This window comes from Promicromonospora vindobonensis (assembly GCF_042685865.1).
GTDB classification, from domain to species: domain Bacteria; phylum Actinomycetota; class Actinomycetes; order Actinomycetales; family Cellulomonadaceae; genus Promicromonospora; species Promicromonospora vindobonensis.
This window is the reverse complement of the sequence record NZ_JBHUOG010000002.1, coordinates 776,765-791,581: the sequence shown is the minus strand read 5'-3', so window position 1 is coordinate 791,581 and position 14,817 is coordinate 776,765. Positions and strand designations below refer to the sequence as shown.

Annotated in this window: 16 protein-coding genes; 10 read left to right on the top strand and 6 right to left on the bottom strand. The window is 69.3% G+C overall.

Annotated elements, in window-relative coordinates; translation table 11 throughout:
- Window positions 1-44 precede the first annotated feature (44 nt).
- Both ACFS27_RS16735 and ACFS27_RS16730 read right to left on the bottom strand, forming a co-directional pair.
- The gene (locus ACFS27_RS16735) at window positions 45-374 is read right to left on the bottom strand and encodes a DUF2231 domain-containing protein (RefSeq protein WP_377185062.1); all 330 of its coding nucleotides are present in this window, start codon (window positions 372-374) and stop codon (window positions 45-47) included.
- 29 nt (window positions 375-403) lie between these two features.
- Window positions 404-1,042: a PAS and ANTAR domain-containing protein gene (locus ACFS27_RS16730; protein ID WP_377185060.1), complete on the bottom strand. Its 639-nt coding sequence runs from the start codon at window positions 1,040-1,042 to the stop codon at window positions 404-406.
- Between the two features lie 212 nt (window positions 1,043-1,254).
- Between ACFS27_RS16730 and ACFS27_RS16725 the strand changes: the two genes are divergently transcribed.
- On the top strand, window positions 1,255-1,956 hold the full coding sequence (locus tag ACFS27_RS16725; RefSeq protein ID WP_377185058.1) for an alpha/beta hydrolase: 702 nt from the start codon (window positions 1,255-1,257) through the stop codon (window positions 1,954-1,956).
- 58 nt (window positions 1,957-2,014) lie between these two features.
- Here the strand turns inward: ACFS27_RS16725 and ACFS27_RS16720 are convergent, their stop codons facing one another.
- Window positions 2,015-2,632, bottom strand: a complete 618-nt coding sequence (locus ACFS27_RS16720) for a TetR/AcrR family transcriptional regulator (protein ID WP_377185056.1) — start codon at window positions 2,630-2,632, stop codon at window positions 2,015-2,017.
- Between the two features lie 105 nt (window positions 2,633-2,737).
- On the opposite strand from ACFS27_RS16720, the gene ACFS27_RS16715 reads away from it, so the two are divergent.
- The 6 genes from ACFS27_RS16715 (at window position 2,738) to ACFS27_RS16690 (ending at window position 8,618) form a co-directional block, all read left to right on the top strand.
- Window positions 2,738-3,193: a nuclear transport factor 2 family protein gene (locus ACFS27_RS16715; protein WP_377185054.1), complete on the top strand. Its 456-nt coding sequence runs from the start codon at window positions 2,738-2,740 to the stop codon at window positions 3,191-3,193.
- Window positions 3,194-3,459: 266 nt separating this feature from the next.
- The gene (locus tag ACFS27_RS16710) at window positions 3,460-4,986 is read left to right on the top strand and encodes an alkaline phosphatase D family protein (protein ID WP_377185052.1); all 1,527 of its coding nucleotides are present in this window, start codon (window positions 3,460-3,462) and stop codon (window positions 4,984-4,986) included.
- A 167-nt stretch (window positions 4,987-5,153) separates the two neighbouring features.
- Complete coding sequence (locus tag ACFS27_RS16705; RefSeq protein ID WP_377185050.1) at window positions 5,154-6,368, top strand: AI-2E family transporter; 1,215 nt, start codon at window positions 5,154-5,156, stop codon at window positions 6,366-6,368.
- Window positions 6,369-6,563: 195 nt separating this feature from the next.
- A complete protein-coding gene (locus ACFS27_RS16700; protein ID WP_377185048.1) occupies window positions 6,564-6,863 on the top strand; it encodes a DUF4193 domain-containing protein in 300 nt (99 codons plus the stop codon).
- Window positions 6,864-7,019: 156 nt separating this feature from the next.
- The gene (locus ACFS27_RS16695) at window positions 7,020-7,487 is read left to right on the top strand and encodes a hypothetical protein (protein ID WP_377185046.1); all 468 of its coding nucleotides are present in this window, start codon (window positions 7,020-7,022) and stop codon (window positions 7,485-7,487) included.
- 393 nt (window positions 7,488-7,880) lie between these two features.
- Window positions 7,881-8,618 carry a M15 family metallopeptidase gene (locus ACFS27_RS16690; protein ID WP_377185044.1) on the top strand — a complete coding sequence of 246 codons (738 nt, stop codon included), beginning with the start codon at window positions 7,881-7,883 and terminating at the stop codon, window positions 8,616-8,618.
- Window positions 8,619-8,650: 32 nt separating this feature from the next.
- Here ACFS27_RS16690 and ACFS27_RS16685 read toward each other — a convergent pair whose 3' ends face one another.
- Window positions 8,651-9,226, bottom strand: coding sequence for an iron transporter (locus ACFS27_RS16685; protein WP_377185042.1), 576 nt, complete (start codon window positions 9,224-9,226; stop codon window positions 8,651-8,653).
- A gap of 154 nt (window positions 9,227-9,380) precedes the next feature.
- Window positions 9,381-10,346 (bottom strand): LysR substrate-binding domain-containing protein, encoded by a 966-nt coding sequence (locus ACFS27_RS16680; RefSeq protein WP_377185040.1) that lies wholly within the window; start codon window positions 10,344-10,346, stop codon window positions 9,381-9,383.
- Between the two features lie 152 nt (window positions 10,347-10,498).
- On the opposite strand from ACFS27_RS16680, the gene ACFS27_RS16675 reads away from it, so the two are divergent.
- From ACFS27_RS16675 to ACFS27_RS16665, 3 genes are read left to right on the top strand one after another with little or no spacing between them, the layout of a single operon-like run.
- Complete coding sequence (locus ACFS27_RS16675) at window positions 10,499-11,878, top strand: MFS transporter (protein ID WP_377185038.1); 1,380 nt, start codon at window positions 10,499-10,501, stop codon at window positions 11,876-11,878.
- 39 nt (window positions 11,879-11,917) lie between these two features.
- Window positions 11,918-13,138, top strand: coding sequence for an FAD-dependent monooxygenase (locus ACFS27_RS16670; RefSeq protein ID WP_377185036.1), 1,221 nt, complete (start codon window positions 11,918-11,920; stop codon window positions 13,136-13,138).
- Window positions 13,135-13,755 carry an NADPH-dependent F420 reductase gene (locus tag ACFS27_RS16665; protein WP_377185034.1) on the top strand — a complete coding sequence of 207 codons (621 nt, stop codon included), beginning with the start codon at window positions 13,135-13,137 and terminating at the stop codon, window positions 13,753-13,755. Before ACFS27_RS16670 ends, ACFS27_RS16665 begins: the two co-directional genes overlap by 4 nt.
- A gap of 49 nt (window positions 13,756-13,804) precedes the next feature.
- Here ACFS27_RS16665 and ACFS27_RS16660 read toward each other — a convergent pair whose 3' ends face one another.
- Entirely contained in the window at window positions 13,805-14,734 is a 930-nt protein-coding gene (locus ACFS27_RS16660) for a cold-shock protein (protein ID WP_377185032.1), read from the bottom strand.
- Window positions 14,735-14,817 lie beyond the last annotated feature (83 nt).

Here is a 14,817-nt window from a genome sequence, read left to right as displayed (position 1 = left end):
AACGACTCGATCTCGTGGCCTCAGCCCGGATGGTCGAGCCACGGTCACAGGGCCGCCCCGTGGGCACGGCGTACCGAGATCCCGGTCGTGAGCTTCCGCTGAGCGTTCAGGCCTGCATCGTCGTCGACGCCGACGCCGAGCCGGTCCACGAGCTCCCCGCCCAGCCACCCCGTGCCGGCCGTGAGCACGAGCGCGACCAGTGCGAGGGTCAGGGCCGCGGCGTCCGGGACGTTACCAACGGTCCCAGCACGCACCAGCCAGCTCACGGTGAACAGGACGAGGACGACGAGGTTCCCGGCGCCGTGCAAGATCCCGATGCGCCTGGCCACTCGCTCGGCGTCTCGGGCCGACCACAGGAGGCCGCGTCGAGCCACACGACGTACGGTCCGGGCGGGTCAGACCATCACAGAAGGGGTGGTTCGAGAACTGCGATCACGTCCGCCGCCGACCGCTGCTGGGTTGCGATCATGTCGACGACCCGTCGGGCGACCTCGCGTACGGCGACATTCGTGACGTTGGAGGTGCTGCGTAGACGTTCGAACGCCGCCTCGGGATCGATGCCCAGGACGAAGGCGATGATGCCCTTGGCCTGCTCGATCTGGGCACGTGTCGCCGCCGACGCGCGGATGGACGCGTTGGCCACCGCTCCCGCCCGAGCCTTGACCGCGGGAGTCACGTCGACGAAGTAGCCCGTCAGCTCACGAACCTGCTTGGTGCGGGAGTCGCGTCGGCCCTCCCCCACGACAGTGAGCGTCCGCTCGCGCCCTTGCGCGTCCGTGATGCGATGGACGCTGCTGAACGGCTCCCCCGTCACGACCGCATTTGCCAGCACCTGCGACACACGGGCTCGGTCGTCCGGGTGCTTGTGCGCCAGGACGAGGGTCGTGGTCGGCACCACCTCGCCGGGTTCGAAGCCGTGGATCTGGAAGGTCTCGTCCGACCACCACCATCGGTGCGTCGCAACGCCGTACCGGTAACGCCCCACCACCTGATCGACCCCGAGCATCAGAGCACGCTCAATCTCCATCGGTTCTGCGGTCATCGTGCAGCCCCCTCATCGCTACCCACGCTGATGAGCCGAGGCCTGACTCACTTCGACCGTAGCTGCGAAGCGGCTCTCCCGATACTCAGGGTGGAAATCAGCGCTCCACCAGGTCCGTTGCCCATCCTTGACTGTCGGCCCGCTGCTGTGAGCAGATTCAGCCTTCTGGCGGGCGCAGGGTCGGTATGGTCTGGGCGCATGGAAGAGCACACATGACGGAGCTGATCTTTGTCCACGGCGCACTGGTGCGTGACGGGCGATGGTGGTGGCAGCGGACCGCGGACCTGCTCCGGGAACGCACGGGCATGCGTAGCCGAGCCGTCGCGCTGCCGTCATGCGGCGAGACGACGCCGGAGCAGGTCGCCGGTGGCCTGGTCGCCGACGCGGCGGCGCTACGTGCCGAGCTCGACGACGTGGAGAGTGCCATCGTCGTCGGACACTCCTACGGCGGCACCGTCATCGCAGAGGCGGGTCAGCATCCCGCCGTCGCGCACCTGCTCTACGTGTCGTCCTACCTCCCCGAGGTGGGACAGTCACAGGCCGCGATCATGAGCGGCGAGAGCGACCCTGTGTCGATCGGTGACAACGGCGACGGCACGCTTGGCGTGACCGGCTACGACGCGGCCTCGTTCGGCGAGCGGTTCCTCCAGGACGCGGACGAAGCGACCCAACGCCAGGCATGGGCGCGGGTTGCGGCCCAGTCGGCCGCTGCACTGATGACGCCGTCCAGCGCTGCGGGCTGGCAGGGAATCGACTCGACCTACATCGTGTGCGCTCAGGACCGCAGCACGTCGGTCGAGCTGCAGCGTGTCCACGCGGGCCGAGCGACACGTTCCGTCGAGGTGCAGACCGGGCACCACCCGTTCATCTCGCGTCCCGACCTCGTCGTCGAACAGCTGCAGGCCCTGGTGTAGCGAGGTCGCAGCGCCACATGCCGTTCTCTGCGATACGGCCACCGAGCCGTATCCACGATCACCTCGCTCGACGACCCGCCTCGCCGGCTGCCCCGCGGAGGAACTGGCGCACCGCGGTGTCGGTGAGCTCGTCGAGCCGCCCTGCGGGCACCCTGTTCGTGTTGACGAGCATGGTGATGCCGTTGACGGTGGCGTACAGGATGAGCCCGAGATCTTCCGGCTCGCCGGCTTCAAGAACGTTCTCGGCCTGACCCTCGCGGATCAGCTCCACGATCGGCTCGAACGCGGCCTCGGCAGCGCGTGCGGTGCTCGGTGCGCCCTGGTGCTTGGTCGAGTTCATCAGCTCCAGCAACGCCGGGTTCTCGGTCGCGAAATGGGCGAACGCGGACACCGCGCTGCGCGTGCGCGCCGCGAACCCTCCGCCCGCTTCCTCCATGGCGCGCCGGATGCTCTCACCCAACCGAGTGAAACCAGCCTCTGCCAACGCGTCGAGCAGCTCCTGCCGATCGGCGAAGTGCCTGCGCGGGGCCGCATGGCTGACTCCGACCTCCCGGGCCAGGTCTCGCAGCGACAGCTGCGCAGCACCGTGCGTGCGCACACCGTGCTCCGCCGCATCGAGCAGGGCAGCCCGAAGGTCCCCGTGGTGATACCGCCGCTGCCCGGGCTGGTCGCTCATGTCCGACACGGTACGCGAGCAAAGTAGTCATTGACAACACTGTTGTCAGTGCCTACATTTCTGGCCTGGCTTCGTTCACCATCGCCGAAAGAGGATGCACAGCTCATGACCCTGGAATCCGACCGCGCCGAGATCATCGAGCTCTTTGGCCGCTACGCCGACATCGCAGACACGAAGAACTTCGACGAGCTGCCCCGCCTCGTCCACACCGACCCGTTCACCGCCGACTTCCAGTCGGTCGCGGACGTTCCACCGACAGAGATCCCGCTCCACGCCTACGCCCAGCTCCTCCGCGGGTCCTTCGATCCGTTCGTCGCGACGCACCATGCCATCACCGGCCATGTCATCGACCTCGACGGCGACAGCGCCCGAGCCCACGCGCACGTGCGCGCCGAGCACTGGGTGCCGGACAGCGTCGCCGACGGCGGGCCCAACCGCTGGCTCGTCGTCGGCTTCTACGACAACGAAGTGGTCCGCACCGCGAAGGGCTGGCAATTCAGCAGGGTCAAGCTCACGGCCGCCTACCAGGAGAACGCACACCTGCTCGCACGGGCCGCCTGAGATGGCCCCGGCGACGGCGGCCCAGGTTCTGGGGACGTTCCAGCTGTGCGCCGGCGTGCCCGAGCGACACGCTCATCAGGTCCAGAGTCCTGCCAGCAGTCCGATCGTCATCCCGACCGCGACACCTGGATTGGTGGTGGATCTCATCGAACTCGGCTGTCGCACAGGCCGGACGCCGCCCGTCGGTCGGGTTCGCCACCGCTGTTTCACCCAGGCTTCGGGACGTGGCCATCCCGGCGTCTCCTGGCCACACTAGAACGGGGCACATGAACTCTGGTCCCGAACTGAACCGCCGCGCCCTGCTCGGCGCCACCGGACTCGCCGCCGCCGGACTGCTGCTCCCCGGAGCGCCCGCCTTCGCACGGTCCGGCCGCCCCGTGCTGACCCATGGCGTGCAGCTCGGCGACCCACGCACGGACGGAGCCGTGGTGTGGACCAGGGCCGACCGGCCGTCGCGGATGTTCGTGGAGGTCTCCCGCGATCCCGACTTCCGTCGCGCGGCACGGATCCGCGGCCCGCTGCTGACACCGGAGACGGATGGCACCGGCGAGGTACGCCTGACCGGCCTGCCGGCAGGACAGGAGGTGCACTATCGCGTCGTGGCCGAGGACCTGGACGGCCGTGCCGACAGCCAGGCCCTCGTCGGACAGTTCCGGACCGTCCCGCGCGGCCGCCGCGACGTGCGCTTCACCTGGTCGGGTGACGTCGTCGGCCAGGGCTGGGGCATCAACCCCGACATCGGCGGCATGACGATCTACGATGCGATGGCTGCCCGCACGCCGGACTTCTTCCTGCACAGCGGTGACACCGTGTACGCCGACGGACCCCTCCAGGAGTCGGTGGCCCTGCCCGACGGCCGGATATGGCGCAACATCGTCACCCCGGAGAAGTCCAAGGTCGCAGAGACTCTCGCCGAGTACCGCGGCCAGTTCGCCTACAACCTGCTCGACGAGAACGTCCGCCGGTTCGCCGCGCAGGTCCCGCAGATCGTGCAGTGGGACGACCACGAGGTCACGAACAACTGGTACCCGGGCGAGATCCTGAACGACGACCGCTACACCGAGCAGCGCGCCGACGTGCTCGCCGCGCGGGCCTACCGAGCGTTCCACGAGTGGCAGCCGGTGCGGAAGCAGGACGCCGTCGACGGCCGCGTGTACCGCAAGGTGTCCAACGGCCCGCTGCTCGACGTCTTCGTGCTCGACATGCGCACCTACCGCGACCCGAACTCGACCGGCACCACGCCGGAACGGATCCTCGGAGCCCGCCAGGCACGCTGGCTGGTGGACTCGCTCGCCGGCTCCCGAGCGACCTGGAAGGTCATCGCCTCGGACATGCCGATCGGTATCCACGTGCCCGACGGCGACAAGATCGAGGGCGTGGCCAACGGCCTGCCCGGCGTTCCCAACGGCCGCGAGGCGGAGCTGGCATGGGTGCTCCAGGAGATCAGCCGCCGGCAGATCAGCAACACCGTCTGGCTCACCGCGGACGTGCACTACTCCGCCGCGATCCACTACGCACCCGAGCGAGCCGCGTTCGAAGGGTTCGACCCCTTCTGGGAGTTCGTCTCCGGCCCTCTGCACGCCGGCGCGTTCGGTCCGAACGCGCTCGACCCGACGTTCGGTCCGCAGCAGGTCTTCGTCAGCTCGCCGCCACGCGCCAACACCTCACCGCTGGAAGGTTTCCAGCACTTCGGCGAGGTCAACATCGACGGCGGGACCGGGCAGCTCCGCGTCGACCTGCGGGACCAGGCAGGTCGATCGCTCTGGGCCACCACCCTCGACCCGAGGCGCTGAGCCGCGGCCGTGCCCGCACTCACAATTGTCGCCGGCGCACACCGGTGCGCCATCCCCTGCACCGACCGCTCACAGCACCGGCCGGGTCAGGGGCTCGGCGAGGACCGGATCGGATGGTGGGTGGTTCCCCCGGGCGCCGGTGCACGGCAGGCCAGTAAGGTCTGCTGGTGACCACCGAACCGGCGTCCGCACCACCCGTCCCGAGCGGTCTGACACCCGCGACACGGACGCTGCTGACGCTCGGCGCGGCCGTGGTCGTCCTCACAGGCATACACCTCGCCGCCGACGTCCTGGGGCCGGTGCTCCTCGCCGCGGTGATCGTGATCATCTGCCACCCGCTCCGGCACCCGCTCGAGGCCCGTGGCTGGCCGCGATGGGCGGCGACGACCGTGATCATCGTGGTCGCCTACCTCATCCTCGCAGGGCTGCTCGCGATGCTCGTGTTCGCCGGGTTCCAGTTCGCGGGCCTGGTACGCGACTACATCGGGGAGCTGCAGCAGTCGGTCAACGAGGTCACCGGACAGCTCGCAACCCTCGGGCTCGACGCCCAGATCGCGGACGCCACGGCCTCAGCTCTCGAGCCGTCCCGGCTGCTGGCCGTCGCGGGCAGCATCAGCGGCATCGTGCTGAGCATCGCGACGGCCTTCTTCTTCGTCCTCGCCTACGCGATCTTCATGGCCGCCGACGCCGCCCGGTACTCAACGGCCTCGCGCCTGTTCGGCACCACTCACGCCGGGCAGATCGCCCGCGCGACGCGGTTCAGTACGGGAGTGCGCCGCTACTTCGTGGTGAACGCGTCGTTCGGTGCCGCCGTCGCCCTCGTCGACGGCGTCGCTCTCGCCCTGATCGGCGTGCCCGCGCCGGTCGTGTGGGCGATCCTCGCGTTCGTCACGAACTTCGTGCCGAACATCGGCTTCGTCCTCGGTCTGATCCCGCCGGCGATCATGGCGTTCGTCGTCGGGGGCTGGCCGCTGGCCCTTGTCGTCGTGGCGATCTACTGCGTGGTGAACGCCGTGCTGCAGGTCCTGGTGCAGCCGAAGTTCGTGTCCGACGCCGTGAGCCTGAGCCTCACCCTGAGCTTCATGTCCGTGGTGTTCTGGACGTTCATCATCGGACCGCTCGGCGCGATCCTCGCCATCCCGCTCACACTGCTCGTCCGGGCGCTGGTCCTGGAGGGCGACCCGGGCACCGTCTGGCTGCGCTGGCTGTCCGGGGACGCCGTCTCGCCGACCAGCGATCCGACGCCCGAGGCTGTGCCTCCCCTGCCCCAGACGAACTCCGAGGGGAACGCCGAGCAGGCTGTGGAGCAGGACGCCCCCCGGGACCCTGCGGAGGACGCTGGTGCGGAGGCCGACGCGCCACGCGCCAACGACGCACTCTGATCCGACGTCCGCGCGCTCCCCGGACAGACACTTTCTTGGGACGGGACGGGCGGCACTCGCGGCGGCTCGTTGCACTCGGCAGCCGCTGCGTGACGGTATGGCAACCCGGCGCCGCATGCGAGTGAGGGTTCGGCACGGCATCGTATGCATCTCGCAAAGCAACGCGTTGTTGCGCCTACCGCTGGAGGACCCCAGATGGCAACTGACTACGACGCACCACGGACGACCGACGAGGATGTCGAGCAGGACTCGATCCAGGAGCTGCAGGCGCGCCAACCTGACAAGTCCTCGGGCGTCGTGGACCAGGACGAGACCGAGGCGGCCGAGGGCTTCGAGCTCCCGGGTGCCGACCTGTCCGGCGAGGAGCTCGCGGTTCGCGTGCTGCCGCGACAGGCGGACGAGTTCACGTGTTCCAGCTGCTTCCTCGTGCACCACCGCAGCCAGCTGGCCTACGAGAGGACCGGCCAGCTGATCTGCACGGAGTGCGCCGCCTGAGCCCGCCCAGGCACTGACCATGCGAGGCCGGATCGGCCGGACCGAGTCCGCGCCGCCGGGACCCGCCACGCCGTCCTCGGTGGCGACTCGAATCCCTACGCACGAGTCGGACGATGAGTTCCATGTCGTTACTCGTCCGTTACAGTAGGGCCCACCATGCACCTGACACGTCGCTTCCGCTCGCTCCGGACCGGTTCCCGGCATGGAGCAACGGCCGCGACCGCCGTCATGCTCCTTGTGCTGGCGGTCTCGGGCACGCACCTGGCCTGCAGCGTGCATCTGGATGAGCACCCGGGCGGCGCCACGCACGCTCATGGCGGACACGGCCACGCTGGTGCGCACGCGCGCAGTGGCGGGGAGGCACCGGCCATCGACCACGTGACGACGGTTCGGGCCGACGCCGTCGAGCCCGCAGTCGGCGGTTCCTCGGAATGTTCCGAACGCGACACGGTCACTGCGCAGTCCGGCTCGCTCCTGTTGCCGTTCCCGGTCCTGGCAACGGCGCCGGAACCCACCGCCATCTGGCTGGCGCTCCCTGTCGTGCACACGAACCATCAGACGGCATCCGGCGTAGCCGCGGCGGCCGCACCATCGCTGCATGCCCTGGGAATCTCCCGGACGTAGACCGGCCACCACGTCGGCACACCCCCGTTTGAGTGTCGACCGGTTCAGCGCGCCCGTAGACAGGGTCGCGCCAGTGGTACTACTCCGATCCGAAAGGTCCTAGCACTTATGGAGCCCAGCTTCACCCAGAGCCGAAATGTGAGCGGCCGTGGTCGCCATGCGGCACGCCTCCCCGTCCCGGCAGACGTCGCCCGAGCCGGCTCCGAGCACGTCACCACCTTCACCGGGCGCATCGCTGCGCCGGCCAGCGCGCCGGTTCGGGGTGCGATCAACGGGGGGAACCTCAGCGCCGGCTCGGCGACGCGGACACGGCGAAGCGGAGGACGCCATAGCAAAGGCCGGCACGCGGCCTCGCCATCTCGGGCGCCGTCCCCCGCGATGGGTTGGTGGCCGGTGACGCTCGGCCTGGGAATCGCTCTGGCCACCACCACGTCGTTCACCGTCGCCGCGGTCGGCGGGCACGGGCAAGAGGGCGGCCACGCAGGCGGAGCCGACGCCGCGGCGGCGCTCACCGGTCCGAAGTCGTCGAGTGCCGCATCGCTGATCCCCGATCGGCAGAGCGGTGCGTCACGTAGCCAGGACCGTGACCCGCGCGGCACTTCTGCCGCGGGTGTCACCGTCCCCGGTGACGCGTCGATGCCTGCCGAAGAGGCGGGCCCCGTGAAGGTCGAGGCCCCGCCGGCCCTGCCTGGCTGTGATGGTGAAGCGACAGGTTCGGAGCTCAACGGTCAGGTGCCGGAGAGCGAGCTGTGCGACTTGTGGGACGGCTACCCGCCGATCCGTGCCGACGCGGCCGTCGCCCTGGCTCGTCTCAACCAGGAGTACACCGACCAGTTCGGCGAAGCGATGTGCCTCACGGACGGTTACCGCAGCTATGCGCAGCAGGTCGCGGCGAAGGCGGCAAAGCCGACACTGACGGCAACGCCGGGTCGGTCCAATCATGGCTGGGGCCTCGCCGTGGACATCTGCGCCGACAGCTACGCCGGTGAGCGCTGGGACTGGCTCAAAGCACACGCCCCGGAGCACGGGTGGGACAACCCGCAGTGGGCGCAGTCCGGCGGCTCCGGACCATATGAGCCCTGGCACTGGGAGTTCGCTGCGGCCGTGGAGCAGATCGAAGCTCGCCACTGAAGGCGGTCGCTGGTCGCTGCGGCCCTCCCCGGTCAGCTCGGCGGGTCGACCGGCTCGGCACCACGTTCGATCGGCACCCCTGCGAACTCGACGTCGACCGGTCTCGCGAACCGCCGTCCGTTGATCTCGTCGTGCCGCATGAAGGTCGGCGGCTCCACGTGCACGCGCAGGGTGTACTCGCCGTCCTCCGGCAGCTCCCAGTTGCGCGCGTAGTGGTACAGCATCGGGTGCCAGACCAGCTCCTGCGGGAACGGCCCGAGCTCCCGCCCGCCGGGCGTCACGAGGGTCGCGCTCACGTCCAGACCGGGGACGAAGCGCCCGTCGGCGCCGTCGCAGACGACGACCTCCACGTGCGCGTTGGCGGCACCAGGGTTGTGCCACACCAGCTCCCCGCCCTCCAGGTGGTACATGCCCTCGGCCTTCTCGATGGCGTAGCCGATCAGGTAGTCGCCGGCCTGCTGGGTACCTCCGGCGTCGGCGACGTCCTGGGCCATGTGGTCGAGGGCGTTGCGGTAGGCCGTACCCTGCGCGACGGCGAGCTGCAGCTGGCGCTCGGTCGCCTCCGACGAGCCGGGGTCCCTCGGCGGTGTGCTGGCTGGTGTCGTCATCTGGCCCTCCTCGTCCAGGGGTGGTGGGTGCTCTCGATGCTCCACCGTCCGGCGGGGACCCGCATCCGGGATCGCGTGTCCGTCGCGCCCGAGGACCGCGGGCTCTGGGCGTAGCCACCGCTGAAGCCAATCCCGCACCAGGGGATGATCTCGGTCAGGTCGACGCGGTGGCCGCGGTGCCGCCGGGCGCGGCCCGGTCCGGCAGGACCTCGGCCCGGCCGTAGCCGCCGAGCTTCTCCAGCGCGAAGTCGAGCAGGGCCGAGGCGCGGGGCGTGAGGTTCATGTCATCGGGCCAGATTCCCACCACGTGGGAGACCGTGACGGGCGGGTCGAGCGGCCGGATGACCACCGGCCGGCCCTCGAGGCTCATCGGGAGCGCGTTGGGTCGCGACATGAGCAGGCCGTACCCGAGGCCCCGACCCACGAGTGCTTCGACGAGGCCGATCTCGGTGACCCGGGCTGCGATCGTGGGTTCGAGACCGCGCGCGGCGAACGCATCCGTGACGTTGACGGTGCTCGGGGTCGCGTCGAACTGGATGTAGGGCTCGCCGGCGAGATCCGGGAGGTCCAGCGTGCTGGCCGTCGCAAGGGGATGGTCCGGATGCAGGTGGACCTCGAGCTCGGTCCCGTAGACCTTGCGGCGGCGGTAGCCGATGGGCAGAGACACGTCGTACACCAGAGCCACGTCGAGGCGACCTGCCTCGAGCGCCGAGAGCAGCTCCTCCTTGGTGCCCACCATGATCTCGATGCGCACCCCCGGATGCCGCTTCGGAAAGCCCTCGAGGAGCTCGGGGACCACATTGGTGGCGAAGGTCGAATAGCAGCCGAGCTTCACGGGTCCCCGCAGCTCCTGCCCCCGACCTGTGCCGAGAACCAGTTCCTGCGTGTCGGCGACGATCTGGCGGGCCTGCCTGGCGAACTGCTGGCCGGTCGGGGTCAGCGTGAGACCCCGCGCCTTACGGCGCACGCACAGCTGCTCCCCCACCGCACGCTCGAGGCTCGTGACGGCCTGGGACAGCGCGGACTCCGAGATGTGCAGATGGGCCGCAGCCGCACTGAGGGTGGTGAAGTTCGGCAGGGCCGCGAACAGCTCGAGCTGCCGCAAGCTCACCTCCGCCATGGCGACCTCTCTGCTCGACAGCTTCTTCAGTGCAGTCGAACTATATCTTCAGATAACCGTGATTTACATGTAGTGGTGCACCTCGTAACACTGGGCGAACCGCCTTCCCACCCTCTCTGCCGGAGGGACGACAATGACGTTAGGGACGCACCATGAGCTCCTTGCCTGCCGCAGGCATTCCCACCTCGCAACGCCGAATCGCCTTCGCGACGATCATCGGCACCACCATCGAGTGGTACGACTTCTTCATCTATGCGACGAGCGCCGGGCTCGTGTTCGCCCAGCTCTTCTTCCAGCCGGCCGGTGAGGACATCGCACTCCTGCTCTCCCTGGCCACGGTGGGCATTTCCTTCCTCTTCCGCCCGCTCGGCGCGTTCCTGGCCGGGCACTTCGGCGACATCATCGGGCGGCGGGCGATGCTGGTCATCACGCTCGTCCTCATGGGCGCTGCGACGACCCTCATCGGCGTCCTGCCCGCCTTCGCCCAGATCGGCATCGCGGCGCCGATCCTCCTCCTCCTGCTGCGCATCCTCCAGGGCCTCTCCGCCGGCGGCGAATGGGGCGGGGCGGTACTGATGGCCGTCGAGCACGCCCCAGCGCACCGGCGCGGGCGCGCCGGTTCCTGGCCGCAGCTCGGCGTCCCGCTCGGCTTCCTGCTCGCGTCGGGCATGACCGCTCTCATGACCGGGGTCATCTCCCCGGGTGAGGAGTACCTCCAGTGGGGGTGGCGCGTGCCCTTCCTCGTGAGCGTCGTCCTCATCGTCGTCGGCTTCGTCATCCGCCGTTCGGTCGAGGAGAGCCCGGTGTTCGCCGAGATGGCCGAGCGCGGCAAGCAGACGCACGCCCCGATCGTGGCACTGTTCAAGCACCACTGGCCCCTCGTGATCCTCGCCGCCCTCGTGTTCGTGGGCAACAGCACCCTCGGCTACATGACCACGGGCGGCTTCCTCAACAACTACGCGATCGCCGAGCAGCACCTGGACACCACCGCAGTACTCGTCGCGGCGGCCGTCGCTGCGGTGGTGTGGTTCTTCTCGACGCTCCTCGCGGGCGTCCTGGCGGATGCGATCGGACGGCGAAGCACGTTCCTCATCGGCTTCTGTCTGCAGGCCGTCGTGGTCTTCCCCATCTTCTGGCTGGTCGACACCGGAGGGCTGCCCGGGCTCTACGCCGCGCTGGTCCTCATCTCGACCGGACTGGGCCTCACCTACGGCCCGCTGGCCGCGTGGTACTCGGAGATCTTCCCGGCCTCCATGCGCTTCTCGGGGGTGTCGGTGACCTACGCGATCGGAGCGGTCCTCGGCGGGGCGTTCGCCCCGATGATCTCGCAGATGCTGCTGGAGGCAACGGGCACCACAGCCGCGGTCTCGTGCTACCTCCTCCTCACCACCCTCCTGGGAGCGGCGGCGACGCTGTGTCTGCGCGATCGCACCGGGATCCCGCTCGGTCCAGACCACGAGGCCGAGCAGGCGAGCGGGGCCACGGTGTTCGCGCCGCGGGAAGCCGCCGACGAGCTGTCGGGGAAACGGTAGAGAAGTGCCCGTACTGCGCAGTTCAGTCAAGGAGGAGCAATGCTAGACAGCACCACCAGAATCGCGATCATCGGCGGAGGGATGGGCGGACTCACCGCAGCGATCGCGCTCACGCGGATCGCCGGGGTCCAGGTCACGGTGTTCGAGCAGGCCAGCACGCTCGGCGAGGTGGGAGCGGGCGTCACCGTCGCACCGAACGCCCAGCGCGTGCTCGACCAGCTCGGCATGCTCGAACCGGTCAAGCGCGCCGGAGCTGTCCCGGACGGGCACGGTGTCTACCGGGATGCCATGGGCAACATCGTCACCGACGCGGCCTGGGAGGATTCGGCGCGGAAGTATCAGAACATCGGAATGTACCGACCAGACCTCATCGAGGTGCTGGCTCGAGAGGTCGATCCTGAGAGCCTCCGTCTCGGCCACCGGTCGGCGTCGGTGCGGACGCTGGACCCCGGCGTCCGCGTCGAGTTCGAGAACGGCGCGCACGAGGACTTCGATGCCGTGGTGGGAGCGGACGGCATCCACTCAGTGGTGCGGAAAGCCATTGATCAACATCCGGAGCCCGTCTACTCCGGATACATCGTCTATCGGGGTGTCGTCGACGCGTCTCGCCTGCCCGGGGACTGGCCCATGATCAGCCAGGTCTGGATGGGTAACAGCCGGCACTTCATGTGCTATCCGCTGCAGCAGCGCAGGCTGTTCAACTTCGTCGCCGGCGTCCCCAGCGACCGGCCCCTCGACGGGCCCTGGTCCGGCCCGGCGGAGGTCGGCGAGCTCGCCGCCGAGTTTGCGGGTGATGATTGGGACCCGAAGCTCCGTCGCTTCATCAGGGCCATCGAGAAGACCTTCTGGTGGGGCCTGTTCGACCACGAACCACTCACCAACTGGTCGCGCGGACCGATCACGCTCCTCGGCGACGCCGGGCACACCATGCTGCCGCACCAGGGCCAAGGGGTGAACCAGGCAATCGAGGACAGCATGGCCCTTGCCACGTTCCTGAGAGCGGCCGACGACGTCTCCGACATCCCGGAGGCGTTCAGGCGCTACACCTCGGTTCGGATGCAGCGCACGGCGATCCTGCAGCACGGATCACGTCGAGCCGGCGCCATGTTCGATGCGCAGCACGAGTTCACGGACCTCGAGAAGCGCGACGCCGACATACGCGTCGGTCGGGACTTCCGCCGAAGCGCGGTGTTCGACTACGACGCACTGAAGGTCGCCGAGAGGGCGCTCAATCGATTCCGGAGGAACTCGTTCGCATGACATCGATCAGCATCATCGGGAGCGGCAAGATGGGCTCGGCGATCGCCGAGGTCGCAGCACGAGCCCGAGCGAGCATTCAGATCATCAGGCGCAGCACCGCGAGCTCGTCGGGAGAGCGTTCGGATGTCGCGTACGGGGCGATCGGCGACGAGCTCACCGGCGACCTCGTCGTGCTCGCGGTTCCGTACGGCGCGTACCCGAGCATCCTCGAGCACTATCGTGATCAGCTCGGCGACAAGGTCGTCATCGACATCAGCAACGCCATCGATTTCAGCACGTACGACGAGCTGCAGGTACCGGCCGACTCCTCCGCTGCCGCCGAGCTCGCGCAGCTGCTCCCCGCAGGCGCGGCAGTCGTGAAGGCGTTCAACGTCAATCTCGGCGACACGCTCACCAGCGGCACGAACGGCACCACGACCACGACCGTCCTGTTCGCCGGGGACTACGCCGAGGCGAAGATCGCGGTTGCCGGCCTCATCGAGGCGGCGGGGCTGCGAGCGGTCGACGTCGGCCCGCTGTCGCGCGCGAGGGAGCTCGAGGCGATGGGCTTTCTCCAGATCGTGCTGGCGGCGCTCGGGAAGACGCGCCAGGAGTCGGGGTTCACGCTGCTGCCGTGAGCGGCCGGCGGGGATCGTGATCCCCGCCGCGACTGCTCACTGAACTAGCTCATACCAGTTCGACGCTGTCGGCCTGCGGCCCCCGGTCACTCTGGCGCACCTTGAAGCGAACCCGATCTCCCTCCTCCAGGACCTCGGTGCCCCGCACGACCGACACGTGCACGAACAGGTCCGCGCCCCCGGCGTCGGGGGTGATGAAGCCGAAACCGCGCTCCCCGTCGTAGCGCGCGACGGTGCCCTGACCCCCGCGCACAGGCCCGCTGGATGCCGCGGGACGGCTCGACCGACCGCCGGCCGTGGCCGGGCGCGCAGTCCCGGACCCGCGCACGAGCTGCACGTTGCGGGCGTTCGGCCCCTTGTCGCCGTCGACGACGTCATACGTCACGCGTGCGCCCTCGGAGAGCTCGGTCAACCCCGGGCCGAGCGCACTGCCGTGGACGAAGACGTCCTCGCCGCCCGAGGCGGGAGCGATGAACCCGAAGCCCTTGGTGTCGTCGTACCAGGACACCGTGCCGTCCGCGCCGTCGGATGCCGGCCGTGCGGCCTCCGCCGCGAGCGGGAGCAGGTGGTCCGCCTGCGGCCCCTTCTCCCCGTCCACGACAAGGAACGCCACCCGCTGCCCCTCCGAGATCACACCGCCCCCGACGATGGCCGAGCTGTGCACGAAGACCTCGGCGCGACCGCCGTCGGGCGTGACGAAGCCGTATCCCTTGGCCGGCTCGTACCAGCTGACGGTGCCGAGCACGCCCACGGGCGCGTCGGCGGCCCGGTCGCCCGTGACCCGGACGCGGCGCGCCTGCGGGCCACGCTCACCCTCGCCCACCTCGAACTCGACGGCCTGCCCCTCGCGGAGAAGCTTCGGTCCGTCGTCGCCGACGATCTCGGACGCATGCACGAACAGGTCCTCGGCCTCGTTCCCGAGGTCGATGAAGCCGAACCCTCGGTCGGCGTCGAACCATCGGACAGTTCCCTGGGGCACCTGGTACTCCTCGTCTCGGCAGAATTGCTGTTGCCCAGTGTCCCAAACAGAACCGCGGCCGGCTGCGTAGGTCCGCGCCATGA

Coding starts and splice junctions, on each gene's coding strand:
- ACFS27_RS16695 (WP_377185046.1), top strand. CDS start 7,020: ATGCACCTGACACGTCGCTTCCGCTCGCTCCGGACCGGTTCCCGGCAT.
- ACFS27_RS16685 (WP_377185042.1), bottom strand. CDS start 9,226: ATGACGACACCAGCCAGCACACCGCCGAGGGACCCCGGCTCGTCGGAG.
- ACFS27_RS16710 (WP_377185052.1), top strand. CDS start 3,460: ATGAACTCTGGTCCCGAACTGAACCGCCGCGCCCTGCTCGGCGCCACC.
- ACFS27_RS16730 (WP_377185060.1), bottom strand. CDS start 1,042: ATGACCGCAGAACCGATGGAGATTGAGCGTGCTCTGATGCTCGGGGTC.
- ACFS27_RS16715 (WP_377185054.1), top strand. CDS start 2,738: ATGACCCTGGAATCCGACCGCGCCGAGATCATCGAGCTCTTTGGCCGC.
- ACFS27_RS16720 (WP_377185056.1), bottom strand. CDS start 2,632: ATGAGCGACCAGCCCGGGCAGCGGCGGTATCACCACGGGGACCTTCGG.
- ACFS27_RS16700 (WP_377185048.1), top strand. CDS start 6,564: ATGGCAACTGACTACGACGCACCACGGACGACCGACGAGGATGTCGAG.
- ACFS27_RS16675 (WP_377185038.1), top strand. CDS start 10,499: ATGAGCTCCTTGCCTGCCGCAGGCATTCCCACCTCGCAACGCCGAATC.
- ACFS27_RS16725 (WP_377185058.1), top strand. CDS start 1,255: ATGACGGAGCTGATCTTTGTCCACGGCGCACTGGTGCGTGACGGGCGA.
- ACFS27_RS16665 (WP_377185034.1), top strand. CDS start 13,135: ATGACATCGATCAGCATCATCGGGAGCGGCAAGATGGGCTCGGCGATC.
- ACFS27_RS16680 (WP_377185040.1), bottom strand. CDS start 10,346: ATGGCGGAGGTGAGCTTGCGGCAGCTCGAGCTGTTCGCGGCCCTGCCG.
- ACFS27_RS16670 (WP_377185036.1), top strand. CDS start 11,918: ATGCTAGACAGCACCACCAGAATCGCGATCATCGGCGGAGGGATGGGC.